Here is a 20,609-nt window from a genome sequence, read left to right as displayed (position 1 = left end):
AAATGAAAATAATGTATTATTTCTAATTCGGTCGTTCAGGTTGAGAAAATAAGTGGTTGAACAAACAATCATCACCACTGAAAATAGACCAATGATATAGAGGTCTAAAAAAGTTTTTATAATATATAAAATAAATTCAAAGGTGTTGCTCGCTTCTGTTTCTGTATTGATAAGAATTATTCTGAACCCAATATATAACGCCAAACTTAACAATAAATTAAGGATGTAAAATTTAAATATTAATTTTTTCATTAGTTTTGGTTATGTATTAACCTTGAAGCCAGTTAATTTGGAATTAAAGCATTACAATTCTTAAGGGTAAAGTTGAACTTTTTTTGTTAAACATAACAATTATAATAATACAATATTCCGATTAATAGCGAAACAACATACATTTTACTTTAAAAAATATGAAATTGATATTGAAATGAGGATATAATTAGCAGCCAAAATTATTCAGCCATTTTTCTATAAAAATTTTACCATTTTCAAACATGATCCCGCGGACAATTTTTTTAAGATCTGTGGTAGATTTTCCAAAAAGAATACGTGTTCCACCATTTTCATTAACGTAAGCTTTTTCTGCAACAGGAAGCCATTTGATCATATTTGCTTCCAATTCTTCCAACGAAGAAATGTCTGGAGAAATTTTTAAAGGTTCGATCAAACCATCAAAATCACTTCCAAGACAAATTTGTTTCCAGGGTTCTTCAATATCGGTTTTGAGTAATCCAACTTGAATGATATGAATAATATTGAAATAGAAAGATAATGGATGACGGTCTTCTTTTGTCGGAATCAGCCAGCTTTCATTCTCAGAAATTATTGATTCCATCGTATTTATGGGTAAGTTCTTCACTGCTATTTGTGGGAAGTGCGTATGAAAATCGGCAGTGCTCAAAAATTCATTTTCACTCGTTAAACTGATTCCATATTCAGATTGAAATCCTAAAATTCTCACATCCAGACTCATTCCTAAAATTCCGTTGCTGTTCAAAATTTCGGTAATATCTTCATCCATTAAATTGATGGACCAGGGGTTAAAAGTAAAATCATTGTTGACAAAAGAGCCCCATTTTCCACAATTTTTTTTATCCATTTCGATAGAAACGGCGCGAGCTCCTTCGTAGTTATAAACGGTGCAATTGTTTCTTTTCAAAGCATTTTTCCATTCATTATTCGTATATCCTGTAACTCCGATGTGAGAAGCGATGATTGGAATGTTTTCGTATTTTTTTTCTTTTTCAATTAAAGATTTTCGAAAGGCATAAAAATCCTGCCGCGATTTTAAACCTAAATGTTTCACATCTAAAATAATCGGTCGATACTCCTCTTTGTGATTGGTCATCGAATAGCATTTCTCAATAACCTCATATCCCAAAGTGGTAATTCCGTTTCCGAAAGGGTAAAAAGAGGGGTGTTTCAACATTTTCATCCCAAAAGCATGCGTCGCCAAAAACTGTTCGTTGATATGCGTGAGATGAGTCAACGTAATATAAAGCAGATCCATTTTTTCTCTGGAGAGACTTTTGTAAAATTTTTCCAGATTTGCCGCAGGATTTTGATTGTAATTTGCGGTAGGATCTTCTCCATTTTCTATATCAACGATCATTTCTTTCCAAAGGTTATCGGCAGTTTGCGACAGTTTTTTGGTTTTTGTGGAGTCTGTGAACTGGTCTTCTATAAAATCAATTTTAAGAGGATTTCCAATCATTAATTTACTAAAGTTATGAGAACCTTCTAAACTCAAAATAATGTTGAGTCCGTTTTCGCTGGCTATCTTGGTGTTATTTCGTGAGAGAATTGTGATGTTGCTTTCCTTATCATCCCGCAATTTCTTATAAAGACTCAACTCCATCAACATCAATCGGTAGTAGGAAACTTCTCCATTTCGAACTTTTTCGAAGTATATTTTATCAAGGGGATTCGAAAATTTACTTTTTAGAATATTGCCAAAAAATCCACGGCTATCCGCAAAACCAAATTCCAGATTTACGATTGCTGCAACTGCATAATTCACACTACCTTTTTTACATTGCTGAATGCTGCTCTGACTTTTTAGAATATGGATAAACAATTCATCCACGACACTTGTCAGCGCATTCGACATTCTCACAGGTTGCGTTAATTCTTCCAGCGTTCTGGTCGTAGGTGGGATTGCAACATCATAATGACTGAGGAAGTTTTTGAATAAAGGATGAAGATGTAGGTCAAAATATTTTTTTTCCATGGTTAGCTTTTTTTATAACTGTCGAAGTACATTTTTAAAATTTTTTCAGAATCGGTAACCGAAGTAATACTGTCAGCTTCAAAAATACTGGAAACCGTATTTCCCGTCATGGCAGTAATCGCAATTCGGGAACGTTCTGTCATCACCATTTCCTGACTTGATTCTCTTGTAGAAATTGTTTTTTTGAGAAGGGTTTTCCAAAGAAAATGTACCGCTTCCCGAACTCCTAAATCCCATTCTTGGCGTGGATCTTTCGCATATGCGTATTTTTTTTCATCAATATCTGGTAATTCACATTTCAGAAGTTCGTAAATATTGAGTATTCCAGCGCCATAATTTGCAGCATCCCAAACTGGTGGTTTCGTTGCAGATTCTTTTAAACAGATTCTGAAAGCTTCCACAATTTGCCACGGGAATTTATATTTCTCAAAAATTTTATCTCTTTTTGTAGCTTTCCAAAGTGCTGCAGCGGCTGCAACATGCGGTGTTGCGTAACTTGTTCCACTTCCATAGACCATAATTTCATTATATTTTTCATCCATCGAGGGAACATAAACGTCTTCTCCAGGTGCAGAAATATCGACTGCAGTGCCATAGCTGCTTCCACGCCAAGGTTTTTGATTGGGATTTGTGGCGGAAACAGCAATAGTTCCTGGATATAAAGCGGGCGAAACGACCATTTCAACTTCATTTCCAGAAGCACAAATCCAGATTACACCATTATCATACGCAACTTTCGCAGCTTCGGCGATCATAGGTCGCGGATAAGTTCCCATACACATAAACATAACATCAGCATTCGTATGAACCGCCTGATTCACTGCGTCGACAACATTCTTTCCTCTATTGATTAAAACTACGGATTCAGAAATTCGGTAGGGAATAATGTTTACTAATGTGTTTTTCTTTTCGTCACATAAAATTCCATAATTCCCGTCGTTTTTATAGATAGAACTCATGTCACCTCCAGTAATAATGCTTGCTGTTCTGGTTCCGTGACCAGGATGTCGTAGAAAACCAGTTCTCATTTCATCGCGTGCATCAGAACCATCTATAAAATCTTCGTCACAGTCAAAATTAAACCTTCCCTTTACTTTTGCATGATCGGTATAACCTGTATCGAGCTGAACTAAATTGATTTTCTTTAAATTTTCGATGATCTTATTAACTTCTAAATTATTAGAAGCAGATTTGTTTTTATTTTGAGAGTTTTTATATCCGATAACATCTTTTATTAAAGAATAGACATCGGTATGAGTCGTATTTTTAATTTTTAAACCTACCGCAGTTCTATTCCAAAGTCTTTGGTTGAAGACATCAGAATCATCGAGTTTGAAATAAGTAGAAGCGCTCCATTTTGTTTTAAAATCATCTTGTCTTCCGGCTGCGTTGCTGGTTTTCATATTTTCCAGCATGTCTGATTCGGTGAGTTGATTGTCGCTTTTGCTTTTTTTCTGAAGGTCAGTTTCCATTTCCAGATCTGGAGTTGCCGTTTTAATTTGGGGTAAAGCTTCCAGTTTTGCCGCAATTTCCCACGGATTGTCATTAGAACGTAAAGTGATATATTGAATGATTTTTTGCGAAGGAATGGTCGACAAAGGAAATAATGGTTCTGAACTGATCGCTTCCGGAACCAGCTTTTTGTAATTTTCTTTCCAGTCATCTTGCATGGTGAGAATATTAGAAAGTTCAATTTCAAAATACTGAACAGGAAGATTGTCTTTCGTGGAAACATTCTGAATCATATTTACAGCCTGATTCAAGACCGATTCGTTTGAGTTTTTCATTTCGGTTTCAGGTTTTTCTTCTTTTGATTCTTCTGAATTTTTTTGAACTTTTTCCAGCTGTGTTTTACCTAAAATAGTATTTCTCAGCGGGGACATTTCCTCCGGTACTTTTATATTTCTAATGCATCGGATGAGCGAACTGACCCTAATTCCTTCATTTCCGAGCCAGTTTATCGTTTCATCGGCATCGCCTTCTTTGTAAACTCCGCCATCTTTTCGCAACCATTGTCCCTGCGGATTTTTATTCGGAATGCTGCTGTGATGAAGCGCAACCACTTCACCGGTTCCCAAACCAATAACAACCGCGCCGGATGAGCCGGGAAGCGTATCGGATTCATAAATTAAAAAATCATCTTTCAGCGTTAGCATTCGAATGTCTTTCATCACCGTTTTTTTATAATCCCCTTTTGGATGTTGAATGATGACACAATTTTCGCCTTCAATAATTTTACCCAAAGTTTCATCTAAAACCGTGCACGGAATTTCACTGATATTTTTTCCCTCTTTTGATTTATCTGAAACTGCGACAATTGTAAAATCAAGTCCACTGTTCACGTTGGCCGGATCCGCCTGGTAAGATGAAGTCATGAATAATTTCTCCGGCACAAAGCCGAAAGTCTGAACTTTTTTTGATTCGTTGTTTTCATCAAGTTCGTAATAGAATTGCACCATCGAATTTCTGGCAGTTTCGGCATCGGGAAAAACATGATTATTGGTGATCAAAATTCCAGGTGCGACTAAAAAACCGGTTCCATATCCGGAATTTCCGTAGCGGGTTTTAATGGTAATTCTTCCAACAGATTCCGAAATTTTTAGAATTTTATAAAGAATATTGATATCCTGAAAATTTGGCACCCCATTTATCCGCTCTAAAGCTGCAGAAATAGGCATGTTTTCTCTTGCAATTCTTTTTGAAAGTTTATCACTATCTGTTTGAATATCCGTCAAGCTCGCTTCACCCATCCGATTTTCCTGAATGCCTTTTTTTACACTGTCGATTTTGGAGTTTGCCTGCTGAAAACGCTCGTAAGCGAGATCATTGATGATTTTTTGGGACGACATTTTTTGATGATTTTAGTTTTATTTATACAAGAAACTTTTCATTACAAGATATTAATCCTCTCAAACTGCCAGATTTCTTGAAAAAAAAGATTTAATATATTGAATTCTAGTAATTTACATTTCCTCTTCAATCAAAATTACAACAAAAATAGCTATGCAAACCATAACCTATTAAGAAACAGTGTTTTCCCTTATTAAATAGGGTGTTTTAACCTTTTTTAATGGTTATCCCAATTTTTTAATTATCTTTATGAAATCAGCAAAATTAACAGCTGAATAATTTATTAACCCATTAAAATTAAACCATGGCATTTTTAGGAGCTATTATTTTTTTCGGACTTATTGTTCTTTTCGCTTCATTTTTTACAGTGAAACAGGCAACCGCTGCAATCGTAGAACGATTAGGGAAATTTCACGTTGTACGTCAATCAGGACTGCATTTAAAAATCCCTTTCATTGATCAAGTCGCAAAACGTATGAATCTGAGAATTCAACAGTTAGATGTGATCATTGATACCAAAACTTTAGATAACGTTTTCATTAGAATGAAAGTTTCTGTACAGTATCAAGTTATTGCCTCGCAAGTTGCAGATTCTTTTTACCGTTTAGAAAATCCAGAAAATCAAATTACTTCTTATGTTTTTGATGTTGTAAGAGCAGAAGTTCCAAAGTTGAAGTTGGACGATGTTTTTGTAAGAAAAGACGATGTAGCAATTGCGGTAAAAGGTGAACTTCAGGAAGCGATGCAAAGTTATGGTTATGATATCATCAAAGCTTTGGTAACCGACATCGATCCTGATGAACAAGTAAAACACGCGATGAACAGGATTAATGCAGCAGAACGTGAAAAAACTGCAGCTGAGTACGAATCTGAAGCTCAAAAAATTAGAATTGTAGCGGTGGCAAAAGCAGAAGCGGAATCAAAGAAATTACAAGGTCAAGGTATCGCCGATCAGCGTAGAGAGATTGCTGCTGGTTTGGTAGAATCTGTGAAAATGTTGAATGAAGCAAATATCAATGCGCAGGAAGCCTCGGCTTTAATCGTGGTAACACAGCATTATGACACGCTTCAAGCGATTGGTGCAACGAACAAAAGCAGTTTGGTTTTATTGCCAAATTCGCCTAATTCTGCGAGTACTTTATTAAATGATTTAATGGTTTCTATGGCTGCAACACAGCAAATGGACCATATCAAATAATTCTAGTAAATTGATAAAAAAACAAAAGCCAACTTATTTAAGTTGGCTTTTGTTTGGTTAAAATTTTAGAGATTAACTTTTGAATTTTAGCTTACCGATCAACAGTTCAAAGAACATTTTAAAATCGGAAACCAAGCTCCATATTGGATATTTAAAAGTTGCCGGTCTATTCTTTTCGAAAACCACATGACTGAACCACGCAAAACCATACCCGAAAATTGGGATGTACCAAAGGAATCGCTCTTTCCCAGATTTGATCACGTAGAAAAGAACCAAAAAAATCAGAAGCGTACCAATAAAATGGAAAATTCGTGTGCCCAATTGACTATGTTCTTTCAGATAAAACTGATAAAATTCATCGAAGGTTTTTATTCTTTCTGCCATTACTTTTGATTTTCGTCATTATTTGAACTTCGGTGCAGTTTACTATTTCTATATCCGTAGGAAAAATAAATGATGAGTCCGATTGCAAACCATACTAAGAACCAAAACCAGTTATTATGGCTCATTCCTGTGAGAAGATAAAGACAGGAACTTAGGCCCATTAACGGAATCAAAGAAAGGTTTTTCACGAAAGCTAAAACACAAAGACCTATATTAATAATGATGAAAAAGAACATCGAAATCCGGAATTCACCTTCAGTTTTATGATCCCATTCCATTAAAGTGTGGAAAAACTCCGGTTGCCACCAGTAAAAGAATAGCAATCCGCCCAGGAAAATAATTGGGAAAAGAATCTTAGCATTAATATAGGGTAAATGAAATCTGCCTTTCAATTTTTCTTTCGATGGAAGCAATAAAACACCACCACAAACCAAGACAAAAGCGAAAATAGTTCCGATACTCGTGAAATCTAAAATAAAGGATTTATCTGTAAACAAAATAGGTACTCCAACCACGATTCCTGTAATTATGGTAGCAAAAGAAGGAGTTTTATGTTTAGGATGAATTTCCATGAATTTTTTTGGCATCAAACCATCGCGACTCATTGCATACCAAATTCTCGGCTGTCCCATTTGAAAAACCAATAAAACGGTCGTAATCGCAATGATGGCACCCAAAGACACGAGCAATTCCATCCAAGCAATATTCGCATTAGACCTTTCGAAAATAAATGCGAGCGGATCACCGATTCCTTCAAATTTTCTATAGTCAACCATTCCGGTTAAAACCAAGGTCAAAATAATATAAATAACAGTACATAAAACGAGGGAAATGATCATTCCGCGTGGAAGATTTTTCTGCGGATCTTTGGTCTCTTCTGAAAGTACACTCAACGCATCAAAGCCGATGTAGGCAAAGAAAACCCCCGAAACTGCACTCATCACTCCAGCAAATCCATTCGGCATAAAAGAGGGAACGTGAGTAACCGTACTTACAGGAAACCAGTTATCAGTGCTGATAAAGGCGATTCCCATTGCGATCACCATTAAAATGATAAAAAGTTTTAGAATAACAAAAACGTTGTTTAAATTTTTGGATTCTTTTACACCAACATAGACCAACCAGGTGATCAGTCCATTAATAACCAAAGCGGGAATATCTAAAATAATTTTTAAATTCCCTATAGTTGGTGCCGTTTTCCAGGCATTGATCAATTCTATATTTTGAGAACCACCAAAAAAAGCTTTTTTCGCTTCAGGATAACTGCATGTTAAAAACTCCGGAATATGCACGCCAATTCGGCCCATGAAGCTTGTAAAATAGTCGCTCCAGGAAAAAGCCACATAAATATTTCCGAAAGAATATTCCATGATCAGCGCCCAACCAATAACCCAGGCGATCAATTCTCCGAAACTTGCGTAGGCATAGGTATATGCGGAACCGGCGGTAGGAATTCTGCTCGCAAATTCTGCGTAACAAAGAGCCGTAAAACCACAAGCGAAACCACAAATAATGTACAGAATAATTACTCCGGGACCACCTCGAAAAACGGCTTCACCTAAACTACTAAAACTTCCGGCACCAATAATTGCGGCAATACCAAAAAACACGATATCCCAAACGCCTAAAACACGTAATAAACCGGAAGGATGATCATTTGCACTGTAGTTTTTTCTTCTGAAAAGCTGATTCATATTGGGAAGTAATTTACACAAATGTAAAATAAAATTTGAGAAAACTGATTTTTTTTAAATTTGAAATACTAAAACAGGTAAAAAATGGGTTATAAATAATGGCTTAAATTTGTTAAAATTTTTGGTGAATGAGGAATTTCTCCGTTGTACTTTTTCTTTTTTCTTTTCTTTTGGGTCACTCCCAAACAGTAAATCTTTTCAATCCGGCAGATAACGTTGCTTATCCGTCGCAACTTTATTTTTGCAATGGGGAGAAATTTAATTTAAAAGTAGATGCAGTAGCTACTTCGACGGGTGATTATGCAATGACCAAAGATCTGCCTTCCAATTATCCTTTGACTGCAGGTGGAACTCCGATCACATTTTCGGCAACAGGAACAGATAAATTTAGCACCGCTTTTCCCATTGGTTTCAATTTTAGTTTTTATGGAAAAAATTATTCTAAAGTTGTAGCTGGTAGTAATGGGAGATTAGTTTTTACAAACGATGCAGAACTGGATAATCTTAAAGACATCACTACTTACAAAGACCGTACTTTTAGCGGAATTACAGGATATAATACCTATTCAGCTTTGCCTTCCACCGATTATAATAAGGTTTTTAAAAATAATACAGCGCAGGAACTTAATTTGGCGCAAATATTTTTCGGATACACCGATTTAATTCCAAAATCTCAAAATTCGAGCGTTAATTATTTGTATAAAAATATTGTTGTTGGAGGAGTAAATGCACTGTTAGTTTCTTTTCAGAATCAAATTCGAAGCAATGGAACGGGTGGGTTTTCGAGTTCCACCTACAGCAGCAGTATTTTGTTGTTTGAAGATGGCAGAGTAATTATTTATGTGAATAATAAAATTGAAGATACCTACAACGCAATTTTAGGAATTCAAAATGATGATGCTTCTAAATTTAGAGTTCCGGTGCACAGCAATGTTGCTTATAACTATAATAACGGACCTTGGAAAACTGAAGGTGTTGCATGGGTCTTCACACCAAATCAGAATTTAACGCCGCAATTTAAATGGTTTCAAAATGCAACTTTGCTGGGTGAAACTTCAAATACCTTATCAGCTTTTGCACCGAATGATGGCGATGTTTTAAAAGTTGAAGTAACGTATCGTGATTCAAATGGCGTGCAAGTTGGAAATGCTGTTTCAGATCAGGTGACTTTCAAAAAAATTGCAAAACCTGTCATTACTACGAACGGTGGAAGTGGCTGTGTAAGCGGAGTTACGATGACAGTTACGAATGATCCTGATCTTAATTTTGAATGGTTTCGCATCGGAAATACTACTGTTTTGGGTACGGGAAATACTTATTATGCGACACAAACCGGAAGCTATTTTGCACGGGCTTCCAGAAAAACTTCGCCTGTTTGTTCCGTAGATTCTGATCCTTTTGCTGTTAATTTGAATTCAACGATTCCTCCTTTTAATGCGAATAACGTTTCTCTCAACTATTGTGATAAAACGGGAGCTTCTTCCAGAATTATTAATTTGTACGATTATTATCCACAAGGCTCAAATTACACGTTAGTTTTTATGGATGGAACGACTGTTATTCCAAACCCTGCGAATTTTGTGATTGCTGCAAATACGGTGAAAATTTTAACAGTAAATGCTAGTGATCCTGTTTCTGGCTGTTCAGTCAACCAAAATTTCAGTATTCGTTTTGATTCCGTTCCAAGTGCTGTTAATAATTTGGCTAAAAAATATTGTTTTGGAGAAACTACTGTAGATGTTTCTAAATATTTATCGGATTTAGCAGGTGCTAATTTTGCGATTTTTGATTATCAATATTCCACAGATGGAATTAATTATTCTGCAAATTCAACAATTAACATTCAACAATTTCCGAAAGTTTGGGTGAAAATTTCGCCTAAAAATCTAAGTACTGGAAGTTGCAACACCATTTCTACACTTATTCTTACAGAATATGCAAAAGTAGTTGCAAATATTCCTACAACGCAACTGGCGCCTCAATGTGCAAGTGCGACACAGACTTTTGATTTGGCGTCTTTAATTCCGCAAATTAATCCTGATCCAAATGTTACGGTAACTTTTCATAACTCTTTGGTGGATGCAGAAAATGGAATTAATCCTGTTCCTTACAATTTCAGAAGTGGACTTAATTATACCACGTTATATATTAGAGTAGTTAATAATTTGACGAGTTGCGTTTCACCGGATCATCCTTCGATCACGCTTTTGGTCTATTTAAAACCGAAATTGCTTATCAATTCAATAACCAAGAAAAATTGTCAGGGAAATACAACTTTTAATTTAACACAGATTGCATCAAATCTTACGGATGCGCAAAGTCCGGTGACTGTCAATTTAGAATATTATTCCACGACCGGAACGCTTTTAACCCCAGGTCAGATCCTCAATTACGACGCAAATGTTTTTGGTGTGAATCCTTATATTAAATTGATTTATAATACAAGCTGTAACGATACAGTACCATTTAATCTAAGTTATATCCCTAAACCTGCGGCCACTTCCAATCAGATTTTGATCTGTGAAGAAGTTGTTTATTCCCTTCAAAATTTTCAGAATTCTGTGATTTCGAATCCTTCACAATATACTTTTGTTGATTCAAGCGGAAATCCACTTCCAGCCAGTTTTGATGTGACCAATCTGCCGAAAACGGTTCAGTTCTATATTAAAGATAATCTTACAGGATGTATTTCAGATGTACAGTCAGTAGATTTTATAAAGGGTGGAAATTCCGCTTTATCAAACACACAGACCGACTACACGCTTTGTGATGATAATTTTGATGGCCAAACGCTTTTTAATCTGGATTCTAAAAAATCAGCATTTACAACTGATCCCGATGCGGTTTTTGAATATTTCAAAGATGCATCTTACACGCTGTCAATTGCGGCGAATTATACCAATGACACCCCTTTTGCACAGACTGTTTATTTGCGAATTACCCTTCCGGGATTTTGTCCTTCGTCAGCGAAAATTAATTTAATAGTCAATACGCCAAGTAAATCTTCAACACTTTTACCTAAATATTTCATTTGTTATAATGAAACAGTGCTTATTGATGCCGGCACAGAAAACGTCGCATGGAAATGGAGTACAGGTGAAACAACTCAAACTATCAATTTAAATAAAGCCGGGAATTATTCAGTCGTATTAACGAATCTGAATGGCTGTACTTACACTCATAATTTTATTGTTTCTGATGAAAATCAGCCGAAAATTGAAGTAATCAATCAAACCAATAATTCAATTGAAGTTATTGCAAATGGTGGTGTAAAACCTTACAAATATTATTTTAATGGCGTTCCACAAACTTCGAATATTTTATCTAATCCAACCGATCGGTCTTATGTAATTCAGGTAGAATCTGCAACGGGATGTTTTGGTCCGCCGAAAACCGTTTATTTTATTAAAATAAATAACGCTTTCACCCCAAATGCCGACGGAATTAATGATGTTTGGAAAGTAGAAGATCTGGATAAAATGCAGGAAGTTTCCATCATCATTATTGACAGGAACGGAACCAAAGTTTTCGAGTCTACCAATCCAAATAAAACGGAATGGGACGGAAAACTTAATGGCAGAGCTTTACCAACTTCTTCGTACTGGTATATTATTTCTTGGTACGATTCAGTCACCCAAAAAACGGAACAGCGTCAAGGTTGGATTTTGTTAAAAAATAGAAATTAAAGAATTTATAATTTTTGAATTACCATTAGTGTTTCTGAGGAAGCAAATTTTATAGTAAAAAATGCTATTTCATCTTTTTGATTATCAAAGAAATATAGAGTTATCCACATTTCCACAACCATCAAATAAACTTGTGTAGGCAATAACTTTTCTTTATTTTCGTTGATTAAATGTGGAAATCATTCTGGGTCTTTATTGCCTTGATCATCCATACGATTAATTCTAAAACTTTCCGAAAATCAGGATTAAATGAATTCAAAAAAAATCTTAATTGCGACAGCAATATTCTATTTCGGCTTATCCGAAGCTCAACAATCTCAATACTTCAGCGACCGCGAAAACTACCGTTTCAACCTCGCAGAAAATCTTTACCAGAATAAAATTTATAACGCTTCTCAGTTTGAATACGCCCGACAGTATTTCTATAACGAGAATCTTTCAAATTCCAAAAAAGAAGCAGCTCAGTTTTTCGATAATGTCATCGGCGTTATTTTACGAAAAAATCATGCGGAAGAAGGTTTAGATGCTTTCATCAAAGAATATCCAAACTCAGCGTATTTTGCTCAGGCAAATTTACCTTTGGCAGATTTCTATCTGGCCCAAAAGGATTTTGATAAAGCGCTGGAGACTTTAAAAAAAGTTAATCAGTACCAACTTTCAAAACAGGAAAACACGCAGTATATCATGAAACTCGGTTATGCGAAATTCATGACCGGTGATTCTCAGGGTGCAATAGAAGCTTTAGAAGAAGCCTATAAAACAAGTGAAGGTTCCGATAAAAACGATATTGGTTACATGTTGGGACATCTTTATTATGCTGACGGACAAAATGATAAAGCTTTTACTTATTTTGACCAAATTAAAGACAACGAGAAATATGGACGTGTTGTAAAACCTTATTATGTACAATTGTACTTTAATAATAAAGATTATGATAAGGCGATTGCAGAGGGAAATGCTTTACTCAACGAAAACATTTCCGCTGATTACAAAGCTGAAGTTCACAAAATGATTGGCGAAAGTTATTTCATGAAAGGCGATTACAATTCGGCTTATCCACATTTAAAAATTTATCTGGAAAGTAAAGGAACTCCCTCTGAAAGTGATTTGTATGAAATGGGATTTGTTTCAGCACATTTGAAAAAGTTTGATGAAGCAGTTTCTTATTACAATCAATTGTTGAACAGCAATTCTGCGACTTCACAAAACGCGTATTACCAATTAGGAAACGCTTATTTTGAAGTAGGTAAAAAACAGGAAGCACTTTCTGCCTTTCGTTCGGCGTATCAAATGACGTACGACCCAAAAGTGCAGCAACTCGCTCATTTACAATATGCGAAGTTGAGTTATGAATTGGGGAATCCTTTTGAATCTGCATCTACGGTGATTCAAAGTTATATTTCAAAATATCCAAACAGTCCTGATACGAAGGAAATGAAATCACTTTTGGTGAAATCTTATTTGTATTCCGGCGATTATAAAGGTACTTTGGCAGCGATCGATAAAATGCCGAATTCAACTCCGGAGACCAATAAAGTTGATCAGGAAGTTTCATTTTTAATAGGAACCGAAGAATTTAATAAAGGGAATTTAGATGCTGCAGAAAAATATTTCCTACGAAGTTTAGAATTTAACATCAATAAAGAATTCAACACGAGAGCAACCTATTGGTTGGCTCAAACGTATTATCAAAAAGGAAATTATCCTTCCGCGATCACGCGTTTAGAAAAATTAAAAAGCGAAAACTTTTTAGAGAAACAACAGCTGAATTACGATCTGGGTTACGCTTATTTTAAATCAAAGAAATTTGATAAAGCGAAACAGTATTTTGAAGCTTATTTAAAAGATCCGAAACCTGCATTTAAAAATGATGCAGAACTTCGTTTAGCCGATACGTATTATGCGAATAACGATCTGAATGAAGCGATCGCCATTTACGATAAAACGGAAAATGCTGATGATTACACCATGTTCCAAAAAGCAATGGCTTTAGGTTTTAAAGGTGATACCGTTGCAAAAATCGCGGAATTGAAAAAGTTACTTTCTCAGTATAAAAATTCAGAATATTTCGACGACGCACAATATGAGATTGGAACTTCTTATGCAGCAAATGACGATTTCAAAAACTCCAATGATTATTTCACACAAGTCATTAAAACAAGTACTGATAAGGATTTGGTAGCAAATGCTCAGATTTATCGTGCACAGAATTACATTGATCAGAATGAAGATGCGAAAGCCTTATCTGAATTAAAGTCTCTTGGAAACCAATATAAAAATACGGCGTTTGCAAGTAAAATTGTTCAGGCAGCGAGACCGATTTTCACTAAAAATAACGATGTTTCAGGATATCAGAATTTTGCTCAAAGTTTAGGCGTAAGAATCGATGCTTCAGAAATTGATGAAATCAACTTGAATACTGCGAAATCTTACTATGCCAGCAAAGAATACCAGAAAGCCATTCCGCTTTTTGAAAAGTATTTAACGCAGAATCCAACCGGAGAAGGTTTGTATCAGGCGCAATATGAATTGGGTGAAAGTTATTTCCAAACGAATAATTCTACAAAAGCCTTGTTGGTTTTACAGGATGTTGCCAATGTTCAGAACGATTATCAGGAAGATGCGCAGACCAGAATTACGCAGATTTATTTAGCGCAAAATAATACGAATGAAGCGAAGAAATATTTAGTATCGCTATCTAATTCTACGAATGTGAATGTGAAAAACTTCGCGAATGTAGAATTAATGAAAATTTATTCTGATGAAAAAGATTTTAAGAAATCAGAAATGCTGGCTGATCTCGTTTTACAAAATCCTAAAAATTCAGCTTCGGTAAATGAACTTGCGAAAGTTATTAAAGCCAGAAGTTTGATGAACAATGGAAAAGAGAACGAGGCGAAAACTGCGTACACGGCTTTAGAAAAATCTTCAAATACAGAAGTTGCAGCGGAAGCTTTATATGCAAAAGCCTTTTATCAAAACAAAGGAAAAGCCTTTAAATCATCCAATGAAACGATTTTTAAACTGGCTAATAATTATGCATCCGAAGAATATTGGGGCGCGAAATCTCTGGTTTTAATGGTAAAAAATTATATTGGTTTGAAAGATAATTATCAGGCAAGTTATACCGCGGATCAGATAATCGCCAACTATGGTGATTTTCCGGAGATTGTTTCAGAAGCAAAGGATTTAAAAAAACAAATTAAGAAATAAAACTTTAATGTAAAACGTAAAATGTAAATGCATTTTTGGGATTTTTACATAAATACAAAATATCAATGAACAAACGATTTCAAATATTATCGCTGTTATTTTTAGGATTTTCGCAGTTTGCGTTTTCCCAGATCAAAGACGAAAAATTGATTTTGGACAGAAAACGGGAACCGGAAGTAAAGAAAATCGAGAAGAAGAAAACTTCTATCGAAGCAGAAAAAAATTATCCACCTGAAGAAAAGTCTGCGAATCCGCCAACTTACGACATTACCAATGTTCCGGCGTCTTCAGATTTTAAAACTTCAATTATTCAGGGTGAAGACATTTCGCCGAAATTTGATGCAGAATATCAGAACAATTATTTTCAACTCGGAATGGGGAATTACGGTAAAATTCTTGCCGACGGAAATATTTCTACCAAATTAGAAAACGGAATGGAAGTAGGCGGAGATGTTCATTTCCTTTCTACCAATGGTTTGCGCAAAGTTTATGACTGGAATTCCAAACAAAGTACAGCGAATGTGGGATTATTTCTGAACTCTTACGGAGAAAAAGGAAAATTGAGTGTTAGTGCTGATTATGGATTAAATGATTATAATTATTACGGCATTTACGCTTTGACACCGGCTTCAAGTGAGGTAGATCTGCAGCAGAAAACCAATCGTATCAAAGTGAATGGTTATTATGATTTTTATTCAAATGAAATTTTAAATGATGTTCGCCTGAAATCATCTTTCCTAAGTGATCATTTTGGTTCTAAAGAAAATCAGGCAGAAGTTTTGGTGAATTTATCAAAGCATGGGGTAGAACTGCCGAGTTTCGATGATGTAAAATTTAATGCTGATTTAGGATTGAATTTAGAAACGGTGAAAACAGATTTCGATTTACTCGATAAAAATTCTTCACAATTTTTGAATGCGACTTTAGCACCAAAGATGACTTTCTTTAAGGAGAATTCATATTTAATGATCGGTTCTGATTTTTCCTTTTTAAATGCTAAAAATTCAAATTTAATAGTAGCGGATCAAGTTCAGAATAATAGAACCTTTTGGTTTCCGAAAGCTGAATTACAGTTTGCCGCAGCTGATGAATTCAAGTTTTATGCAGGAATCACGGGTGGATTAAAATTAAATTCTTACGCCGATCTATTGGAGCAAAATCCTTATTTGGTTTCTGATCAGGAATTGCGTGCGACGGAAACAAAGTATAAATTCTATTTTGGTTTGCGTGGTGATATTGATCAAAATATTAAATATGATTTCACCGCAGGATTCGGAAAAATGAATGATATCCTTTTCTTTAAAGCGAATGATCTCTTTAATAGTACGGTCGATTATAATCGTCCGGCTTATGATTTTGCGAATACTTTTTCTTCTGTTTATGACAATGGAACCGTGAGTGAGGCAAAAGCGAGTGTGCAATATTTCCCCTTGGCAAATTTAGCTTTAGATGCTGAAGTTAATTTTAAAAAATATCTGCTCGATAATTATGAGAATATTTTTAATAAACCTTTAGTTAGAGCAAGTTTAGGAGCAAAATACTCGATGTTGGATAAGAAATTGAACTTAGGAGCGAAAGCTATTTTTGCCACAGATCAAACGACAAACTCTTTTGAGTTGAATAATGGTGGCATTAATTCAAACGTATTTATTTCTTCAGAAAACAGAAATGATAAAGTTGGTGGATTTGCTGATTTAAATTTGTCTGCAGAGTACAAAGTTCACAAAAATTTCAGTATTTTTGCACTCGGAAATAATTTACTCAACACCCAGTATCAAACTTACAAAGGTTATAAAGTTTTGGGAGCACAGATTTTGGGCGGTGTGAAGATTACTTTCTAAATATGAGTAATAAGCAATAGGTTATGAGTAATTTTAGATTGTTTAGTACTAATTATTAATTGCTCATAAAGAAAATGGCTGCGTAGTTCAACTGGATAGAATTTCGGATTTCGGCTCCGAAGGTTACAGGTTCGAACCCTGTCGCGGTCACGTAAAAAGGATGAAATTAATTTTTTATCCTTTTTTGTTTTTAGAAAGTAAATTGATTAATTCTTTACTAAAAGAGAACATATTCAAAAATAAACGGCAAAACTTATACAAGTTCTGCCGTTTTTAATTTCAATTAAATCTCCTAATCGATTTAATCTTCTATATATAATGATGTGTTTCTAAATAATCTGACCTAAATTAATTATTGGTCACTGCAAGTTTAACCTCAATATTGTTTCTGGTTGCATTTGAATAAGGACAGATTTGATGCGCTTTTTCTGTTAAAGACTGCGCTTCTTCCAAAGTAACTTGCGGAATATTAACATCCATTTCTACGGCTAAACCGTAACCGCCGTTTTCAATTTGTCCGATGCTTACTTTCGCCGTTACAGAAACTTCGCCAGTTTTAATTTTTGCTTTACCGATTACTAAACTTAAGGCGCTTCCAAAACATGCGGAATAACCTGCTGCGAAAAGCATTTCAGGATTTGTAAATTCATCGCTTGCTCCACCCAAAGCTTTTGGAGTTTTAACATCTAATTCTAAAATTCCGTTTTCACTTTTGACTTTTCCGTCGCGTCCGCCTTTTGCAGTTACGCTTGTTGTATATAATGTTTTCATTTTTTTATTTTTCTATAATTTGCATTAATTTGGTCACTGTTTCTTTCATTTCTAAAAGATCGTTTTCCGATAAATTCAGTTTTTCCTGCATTTTTCCTGGGATGATACAGGCTTTTTTCTGAAGTTGATTTCCTTCTTCCGTTAGAAATACTTCTACAACACGTTCATCTTCTTTTTTTCGATGTCTGATGATGTAGGATTTTGCTTCCAATCTTTTTAATAAAGGTGTCAAAGTTCCGCTGTCCAGATACAATTTTTCTCCGATTTGATTGACGGTTAATCTTTCATATTCCCAAAGGACCATCATCACCAAATACTGAGAATACGTGATGTCTAATTCCTCTAAAAAAGGACGGTACATTCCCGTAATTTCTTTCGCGATCACGTAAAACGGAAAGCATAATTGGTCGCTTAATTTGGGGGTGTCTTGATTTTCTATCATTTCAAATTGAAAAAATTAAGTAACTCAAATTATTTTCTGATGATAAATTCCTCCATCGGAATTCTAACTTTCTTCATGTGAGAAAGATAATCTTTCTCTAGGTCTCTGTAGCCAAGATAGAGTAATGTTACACTTCTTAAACCTAATTCTTTCAAACCTAACATTTCGTCAACTACTTCATTGCTAAAACCTTCAGCTGGAGTACTGTCAATTTTCAGTTCTGCAGCTTGAGCCATTGCTAAACCTAACGCAATATAAGTTTGTCTTGCAGTATGCGCAAAATGTTCTTCTTTAGTTTGACCGTTGTATAATTCTTTAATTTGATCGGTATAACTACCAAATCTTCCTCTTGGCAAATCTCTCACATCGGTGTGATGATCGTAAACTTTATCAATTTTTGCATCAGAATAACTATCCCAAGCTGCAAAAACTAAAACTTGTGAGCAGTCTTTCATGACTTCTGGATTCAAAGCGCCTTGAACCATTTTTTCTTTCAATTCCTGATTTTCTACCACAATCACACGAAAAGGTTGAAGTCCTGAAGAAGTTGGAGCCAGTCTCGCCGCCTCTAATATTTTATTGAGGTCTTCTTGAGAAACTTTTTTTGTGGAGTCGTATGCTTTTACGGCATGTCTCCATTTTAAATCTTCTATTAATGACATGTACTTTAAATTTTATTTATTCGTATTTCGAACTGCAAATATAGTAAACAATTAAATTGTACACAATTTAAAAATAATAATTTTTTTTTAAATTTTTTCTGACAAAAAGCAGACAGAAAGACTAATAAAAATATCTTCTTCATCAAAATAGGGGTGTTTTCACCCTAAGTTATCTCATGAAACTTCTTAAATTTGCACTAACACAAAATGACATGAAAAAATTTACTTTTTTTCTGATTACCTTATTCGGTATTCAGGTATTTTCGCAGATTAATATCACAAAGGATAATTCTTTCGGAAACAATGGCGTCTTCACTGCCGACTTTAATTCAGCCCAAACCGTTCTTAATAGTAATTTACTTGTTTTACCTGACAACTCTATTCTATATATTATTAATAGCACTGGAAAGAATTATATTCTTAAACTGACAGCGAAAGGAGCACTAGATCAAAATTTCGCAAATAATGGAAAGTTAGAATTTGAGGAAAATAACTTTATGAATGCGGTGCTACAGGGTAATAAAATTATTATTTATTTAGGACCTAAACCAGCAGATTTTAATAATACTTATGAAGACTCAAAAATTTTGAGATTCAATCAAAACGGAACTTTAGATTCCACTTTTGGGAATAATGGAATCTTAAATGAAGTTACCGAAAGTGCGAATGCACAATCTCTAAGTGTTTTGGTTCTCGCAGATCAAAGTTTGGTTGTAAGTAATTCTAACAGTACTTATTCGAAAAAATATACGATTAATGGGCAATTAGAAACTGGTTTTGGAAATAACGGTGAAATTATTTATGATTATCATTTCCCGCTTGGACAATCTTCAAATGGAAAAATAGCAACTTGCGATATTAGCTCGCTTTCTTCATCAGTATATTCATTTTTTGATATAAATTCTTTAACAACAAATAAAGTTTTGGACTTAAATAATGCAGGTTGCCACCATTACAATGGTTTAGCATTGCAAAATAAAACCAATATTTCTACAAGGATGACCAATAATGGAATCGTTTATTCCGTTTTTGAATATAAGAATTATCCACTTCCAGATTTCAGTAGATTAATTGTGCTGAAGGATGAGTATTTAGATTCTAATTTTAATGGAAATGGTTTTGTAACTTCTGAAGATTATGAACAATTTTTAGATATCGGTTTCTCAGAAAATCAATTTTTTATTTTAAATCAAAAAGTAAATCAAAAAGCTTTAAACGCCTATTCCTCTACTGGTAATCCTTTAAAAATTAATAACAGCAGAGATTTTAGTCTTTTGTCTGGTGACGAAATTGAGATGAAAGATAATTTTATTTTGGTGAATTCTATAATACCAGATCAAAATCAAAATCTGATCCGCGTGAAAATTGAAAAATTTTTAATAGTAACTGAAAAACTTTCGACTTCAAATACTTCTCTTAAAAAGATAGAAGTTGAAAATCCAGTAAAAAATTTTTTAAATATTAAAAATGCGGAAGATGCTGAAAATTTTGAGCTTTATTCTACAGAAGGAAGAAAGATTTCTGAATCTAAAAACTATAAAAGTGTCAATACTGCAAATCTTCCAAAAGGAAATTATATTCTGAAAATTAGTATGAAAAACGGCGATAATTTCTCTAAAAAGTTAATAAAGAATTAAA

Annotated in this window: 12 protein-coding genes and 1 tRNA gene; 6 read left to right on the top strand and 7 right to left on the bottom strand. The window is 34.5% G+C overall.

The window, feature by feature from the left end; genetic code table 11:
* Positions 1–439: 439 nt before the first annotated feature.
* Both OA86_RS01530 and OA86_RS15145 read right to left on the bottom strand, forming a co-directional pair.
* Entirely contained in the window at positions 440–2,230 is a 1,791-nt protein-coding gene (locus OA86_RS01530; RefSeq protein ID WP_039347728.1) for a hypothetical protein, read from the bottom strand.
* A 2-nt stretch (positions 2,231–2,232) separates the two neighbouring features.
* Entirely contained in the window at positions 2,233–5,079 is a 2,847-nt protein-coding gene (locus OA86_RS15145; protein ID WP_052257330.1) for a S8 family serine peptidase, read from the bottom strand.
* Positions 5,080–5,384: 305 nt separating this feature from the next.
* Here OA86_RS15145 and OA86_RS01520 point away from each other — a divergent pair, with 305 nt between their 5' ends.
* On the top strand, positions 5,385–6,278 hold the full coding sequence (locus OA86_RS01520; protein ID WP_039347726.1) for an SPFH domain-containing protein: 894 nt from the start codon (positions 5,385–5,387) through the stop codon (positions 6,276–6,278).
* 72 nt (positions 6,279–6,350) lie between these two features.
* Here the strand turns inward: OA86_RS01520 and OA86_RS01515 are convergent, their stop codons facing one another.
* Both OA86_RS01515 and OA86_RS01510 read right to left on the bottom strand, forming a co-directional pair.
* Positions 6,351–6,662 carry an Mpo1-like protein gene (locus tag OA86_RS01515; RefSeq protein WP_039347723.1) on the bottom strand — a complete coding sequence of 104 codons (312 nt, stop codon included), beginning with the start codon at positions 6,660–6,662 and terminating at the stop codon, positions 6,351–6,353.
* Positions 6,662–8,356, bottom strand: coding sequence for an APC family permease (locus tag OA86_RS01510; protein WP_039347720.1), 1,695 nt, complete (start codon positions 8,354–8,356; stop codon positions 6,662–6,664). Before OA86_RS01510 ends, OA86_RS01515 begins: the two co-directional genes overlap by 1 nt.
* Before the next feature lie 128 nt (positions 8,357–8,484).
* On the opposite strand from OA86_RS01510, the gene OA86_RS01505 reads away from it, so the two are divergent.
* The 4 genes from OA86_RS01505 to OA86_RS01490 all read left to right on the top strand — a co-directional run bounded on the left by OA86_RS01505 (position 8,485) and on the right by OA86_RS01490 (position 17,246).
* Positions 8,485–12,042, top strand: a complete 3,558-nt coding sequence (locus OA86_RS01505; RefSeq protein WP_039347717.1) for an FIDD domain-containing protein — start codon at positions 8,485–8,487, stop codon at positions 12,040–12,042.
* 249 nt (positions 12,043–12,291) lie between these two features.
* The gene (locus OA86_RS01500) at positions 12,292–15,255 is read left to right on the top strand and encodes a tetratricopeptide repeat protein (RefSeq protein ID WP_039347714.1); all 2,964 of its coding nucleotides are present in this window, start codon (positions 12,292–12,294) and stop codon (positions 15,253–15,255) included.
* 65 nt (positions 15,256–15,320) lie between these two features.
* Positions 15,321–17,096: a TonB-dependent receptor gene (locus OA86_RS01495; protein WP_039347711.1), complete on the top strand. Its 1,776-nt coding sequence runs from the start codon at positions 15,321–15,323 to the stop codon at positions 17,094–17,096.
* A gap of 76 nt (positions 17,097–17,172) precedes the next feature.
* Positions 17,173–17,246, top strand: a tRNA-Arg gene (locus OA86_RS01490).
* Between the two features lie 198 nt (positions 17,247–17,444).
* Here the strand turns inward: OA86_RS01490 and OA86_RS01485 are convergent.
* Genes OA86_RS01485 through OA86_RS01475 form a run of 3 tightly spaced genes read right to left on the bottom strand, consistent with a single transcriptional unit; the run spans position 17,445 to position 18,971 of the window.
* Positions 17,445–17,867 carry an organic hydroperoxide resistance protein gene (locus OA86_RS01485; protein WP_039347708.1) on the bottom strand — a complete coding sequence of 141 codons (423 nt, stop codon included), beginning with the start codon at positions 17,865–17,867 and terminating at the stop codon, positions 17,445–17,447.
* 4 nt (positions 17,868–17,871) lie between these two features.
* Entirely contained in the window at positions 17,872–18,309 is a 438-nt protein-coding gene (locus OA86_RS01480) for a MarR family winged helix-turn-helix transcriptional regulator (RefSeq protein ID WP_039347705.1), read from the bottom strand.
* A 29-nt stretch (positions 18,310–18,338) separates the two neighbouring features.
* The gene (locus tag OA86_RS01475; RefSeq protein WP_039347702.1) at positions 18,339–18,971 is read right to left on the bottom strand and encodes an NAD(P)H-dependent oxidoreductase; all 633 of its coding nucleotides are present in this window, start codon (positions 18,969–18,971) and stop codon (positions 18,339–18,341) included.
* A gap of 212 nt (positions 18,972–19,183) precedes the next feature.
* On the opposite strand from OA86_RS01475, the gene OA86_RS01470 reads away from it, so the two are divergent.
* The gene (locus OA86_RS01470; protein WP_169743933.1) at positions 19,184–20,608 is read left to right on the top strand and encodes a T9SS type A sorting domain-containing protein; all 1,425 of its coding nucleotides are present in this window, start codon (positions 19,184–19,186) and stop codon (positions 20,606–20,608) included.
* The last annotated feature ends 1 nt before the right edge of the window (position 20,609 follow it).

Source organism: Kaistella jeonii (assembly GCF_000812865.1).
Taxonomy (GTDB): Bacteria; Bacteroidota; Bacteroidia; order Flavobacteriales; family Weeksellaceae; genus Kaistella; species Kaistella jeonii.
The sequence above is the reverse complement of the archived record's forward strand: the minus strand, read 5'-3'. Positions and strand labels throughout refer to the sequence as shown.

What these genes read in the sequence shown, in the direction of transcription:
- OA86_RS01495 (WP_039347711.1), top strand. Translation starts at nt 15,321, where the DNA reads ATGAACAAACGATTTCAAATATTATCGCTGTTATTTTTAGGATTTTCG.
- OA86_RS01480 (WP_039347705.1), bottom strand. Translation starts at nt 18,309, where the DNA reads ATGATAGAAAATCAAGACACCCCCAAATTAAGCGACCAATTATGCTTT.
- OA86_RS01510 (WP_039347720.1), bottom strand. Translation starts at nt 8,356, where the DNA reads ATGAATCAGCTTTTCAGAAGAAAAAACTACAGTGCAAATGATCATCCT.
- OA86_RS01520 (WP_039347726.1), top strand. Translation starts at nt 5,385, where the DNA reads ATGGCATTTTTAGGAGCTATTATTTTTTTCGGACTTATTGTTCTTTTC.
- OA86_RS01505 (WP_039347717.1), top strand. Translation starts at nt 8,485, where the DNA reads ATGAGGAATTTCTCCGTTGTACTTTTTCTTTTTTCTTTTCTTTTGGGT.
- OA86_RS15145 (WP_052257330.1), bottom strand. Translation starts at nt 5,079, where the DNA reads ATGTCGTCCCAAAAAATCATCAATGATCTCGCTTACGAGCGTTTTCAG.
- OA86_RS01515 (WP_039347723.1), bottom strand. Translation starts at nt 6,662, where the DNA reads ATGGCAGAAAGAATAAAAACCTTCGATGAATTTTATCAGTTTTATCTG.
- OA86_RS01470 (WP_169743933.1), top strand. Translation starts at nt 19,184, where the DNA reads ATGAAAAAATTTACTTTTTTTCTGATTACCTTATTCGGTATTCAGGTA.
- OA86_RS01500 (WP_039347714.1), top strand. Translation starts at nt 12,292, where the DNA reads ATGAATTCAAAAAAAATCTTAATTGCGACAGCAATATTCTATTTCGGC.
- OA86_RS01530 (WP_039347728.1), bottom strand. Translation starts at nt 2,230, where the DNA reads ATGGAAAAAAAATATTTTGACCTACATCTTCATCCTTTATTCAAAAAC.
- OA86_RS01485 (WP_039347708.1), bottom strand. Translation starts at nt 17,867, where the DNA reads ATGAAAACATTATATACAACAAGCGTAACTGCAAAAGGCGGACGCGAC.
- OA86_RS01475 (WP_039347702.1), bottom strand. Translation starts at nt 18,971, where the DNA reads ATGTCATTAATAGAAGATTTAAAATGGAGACATGCCGTAAAAGCATAC.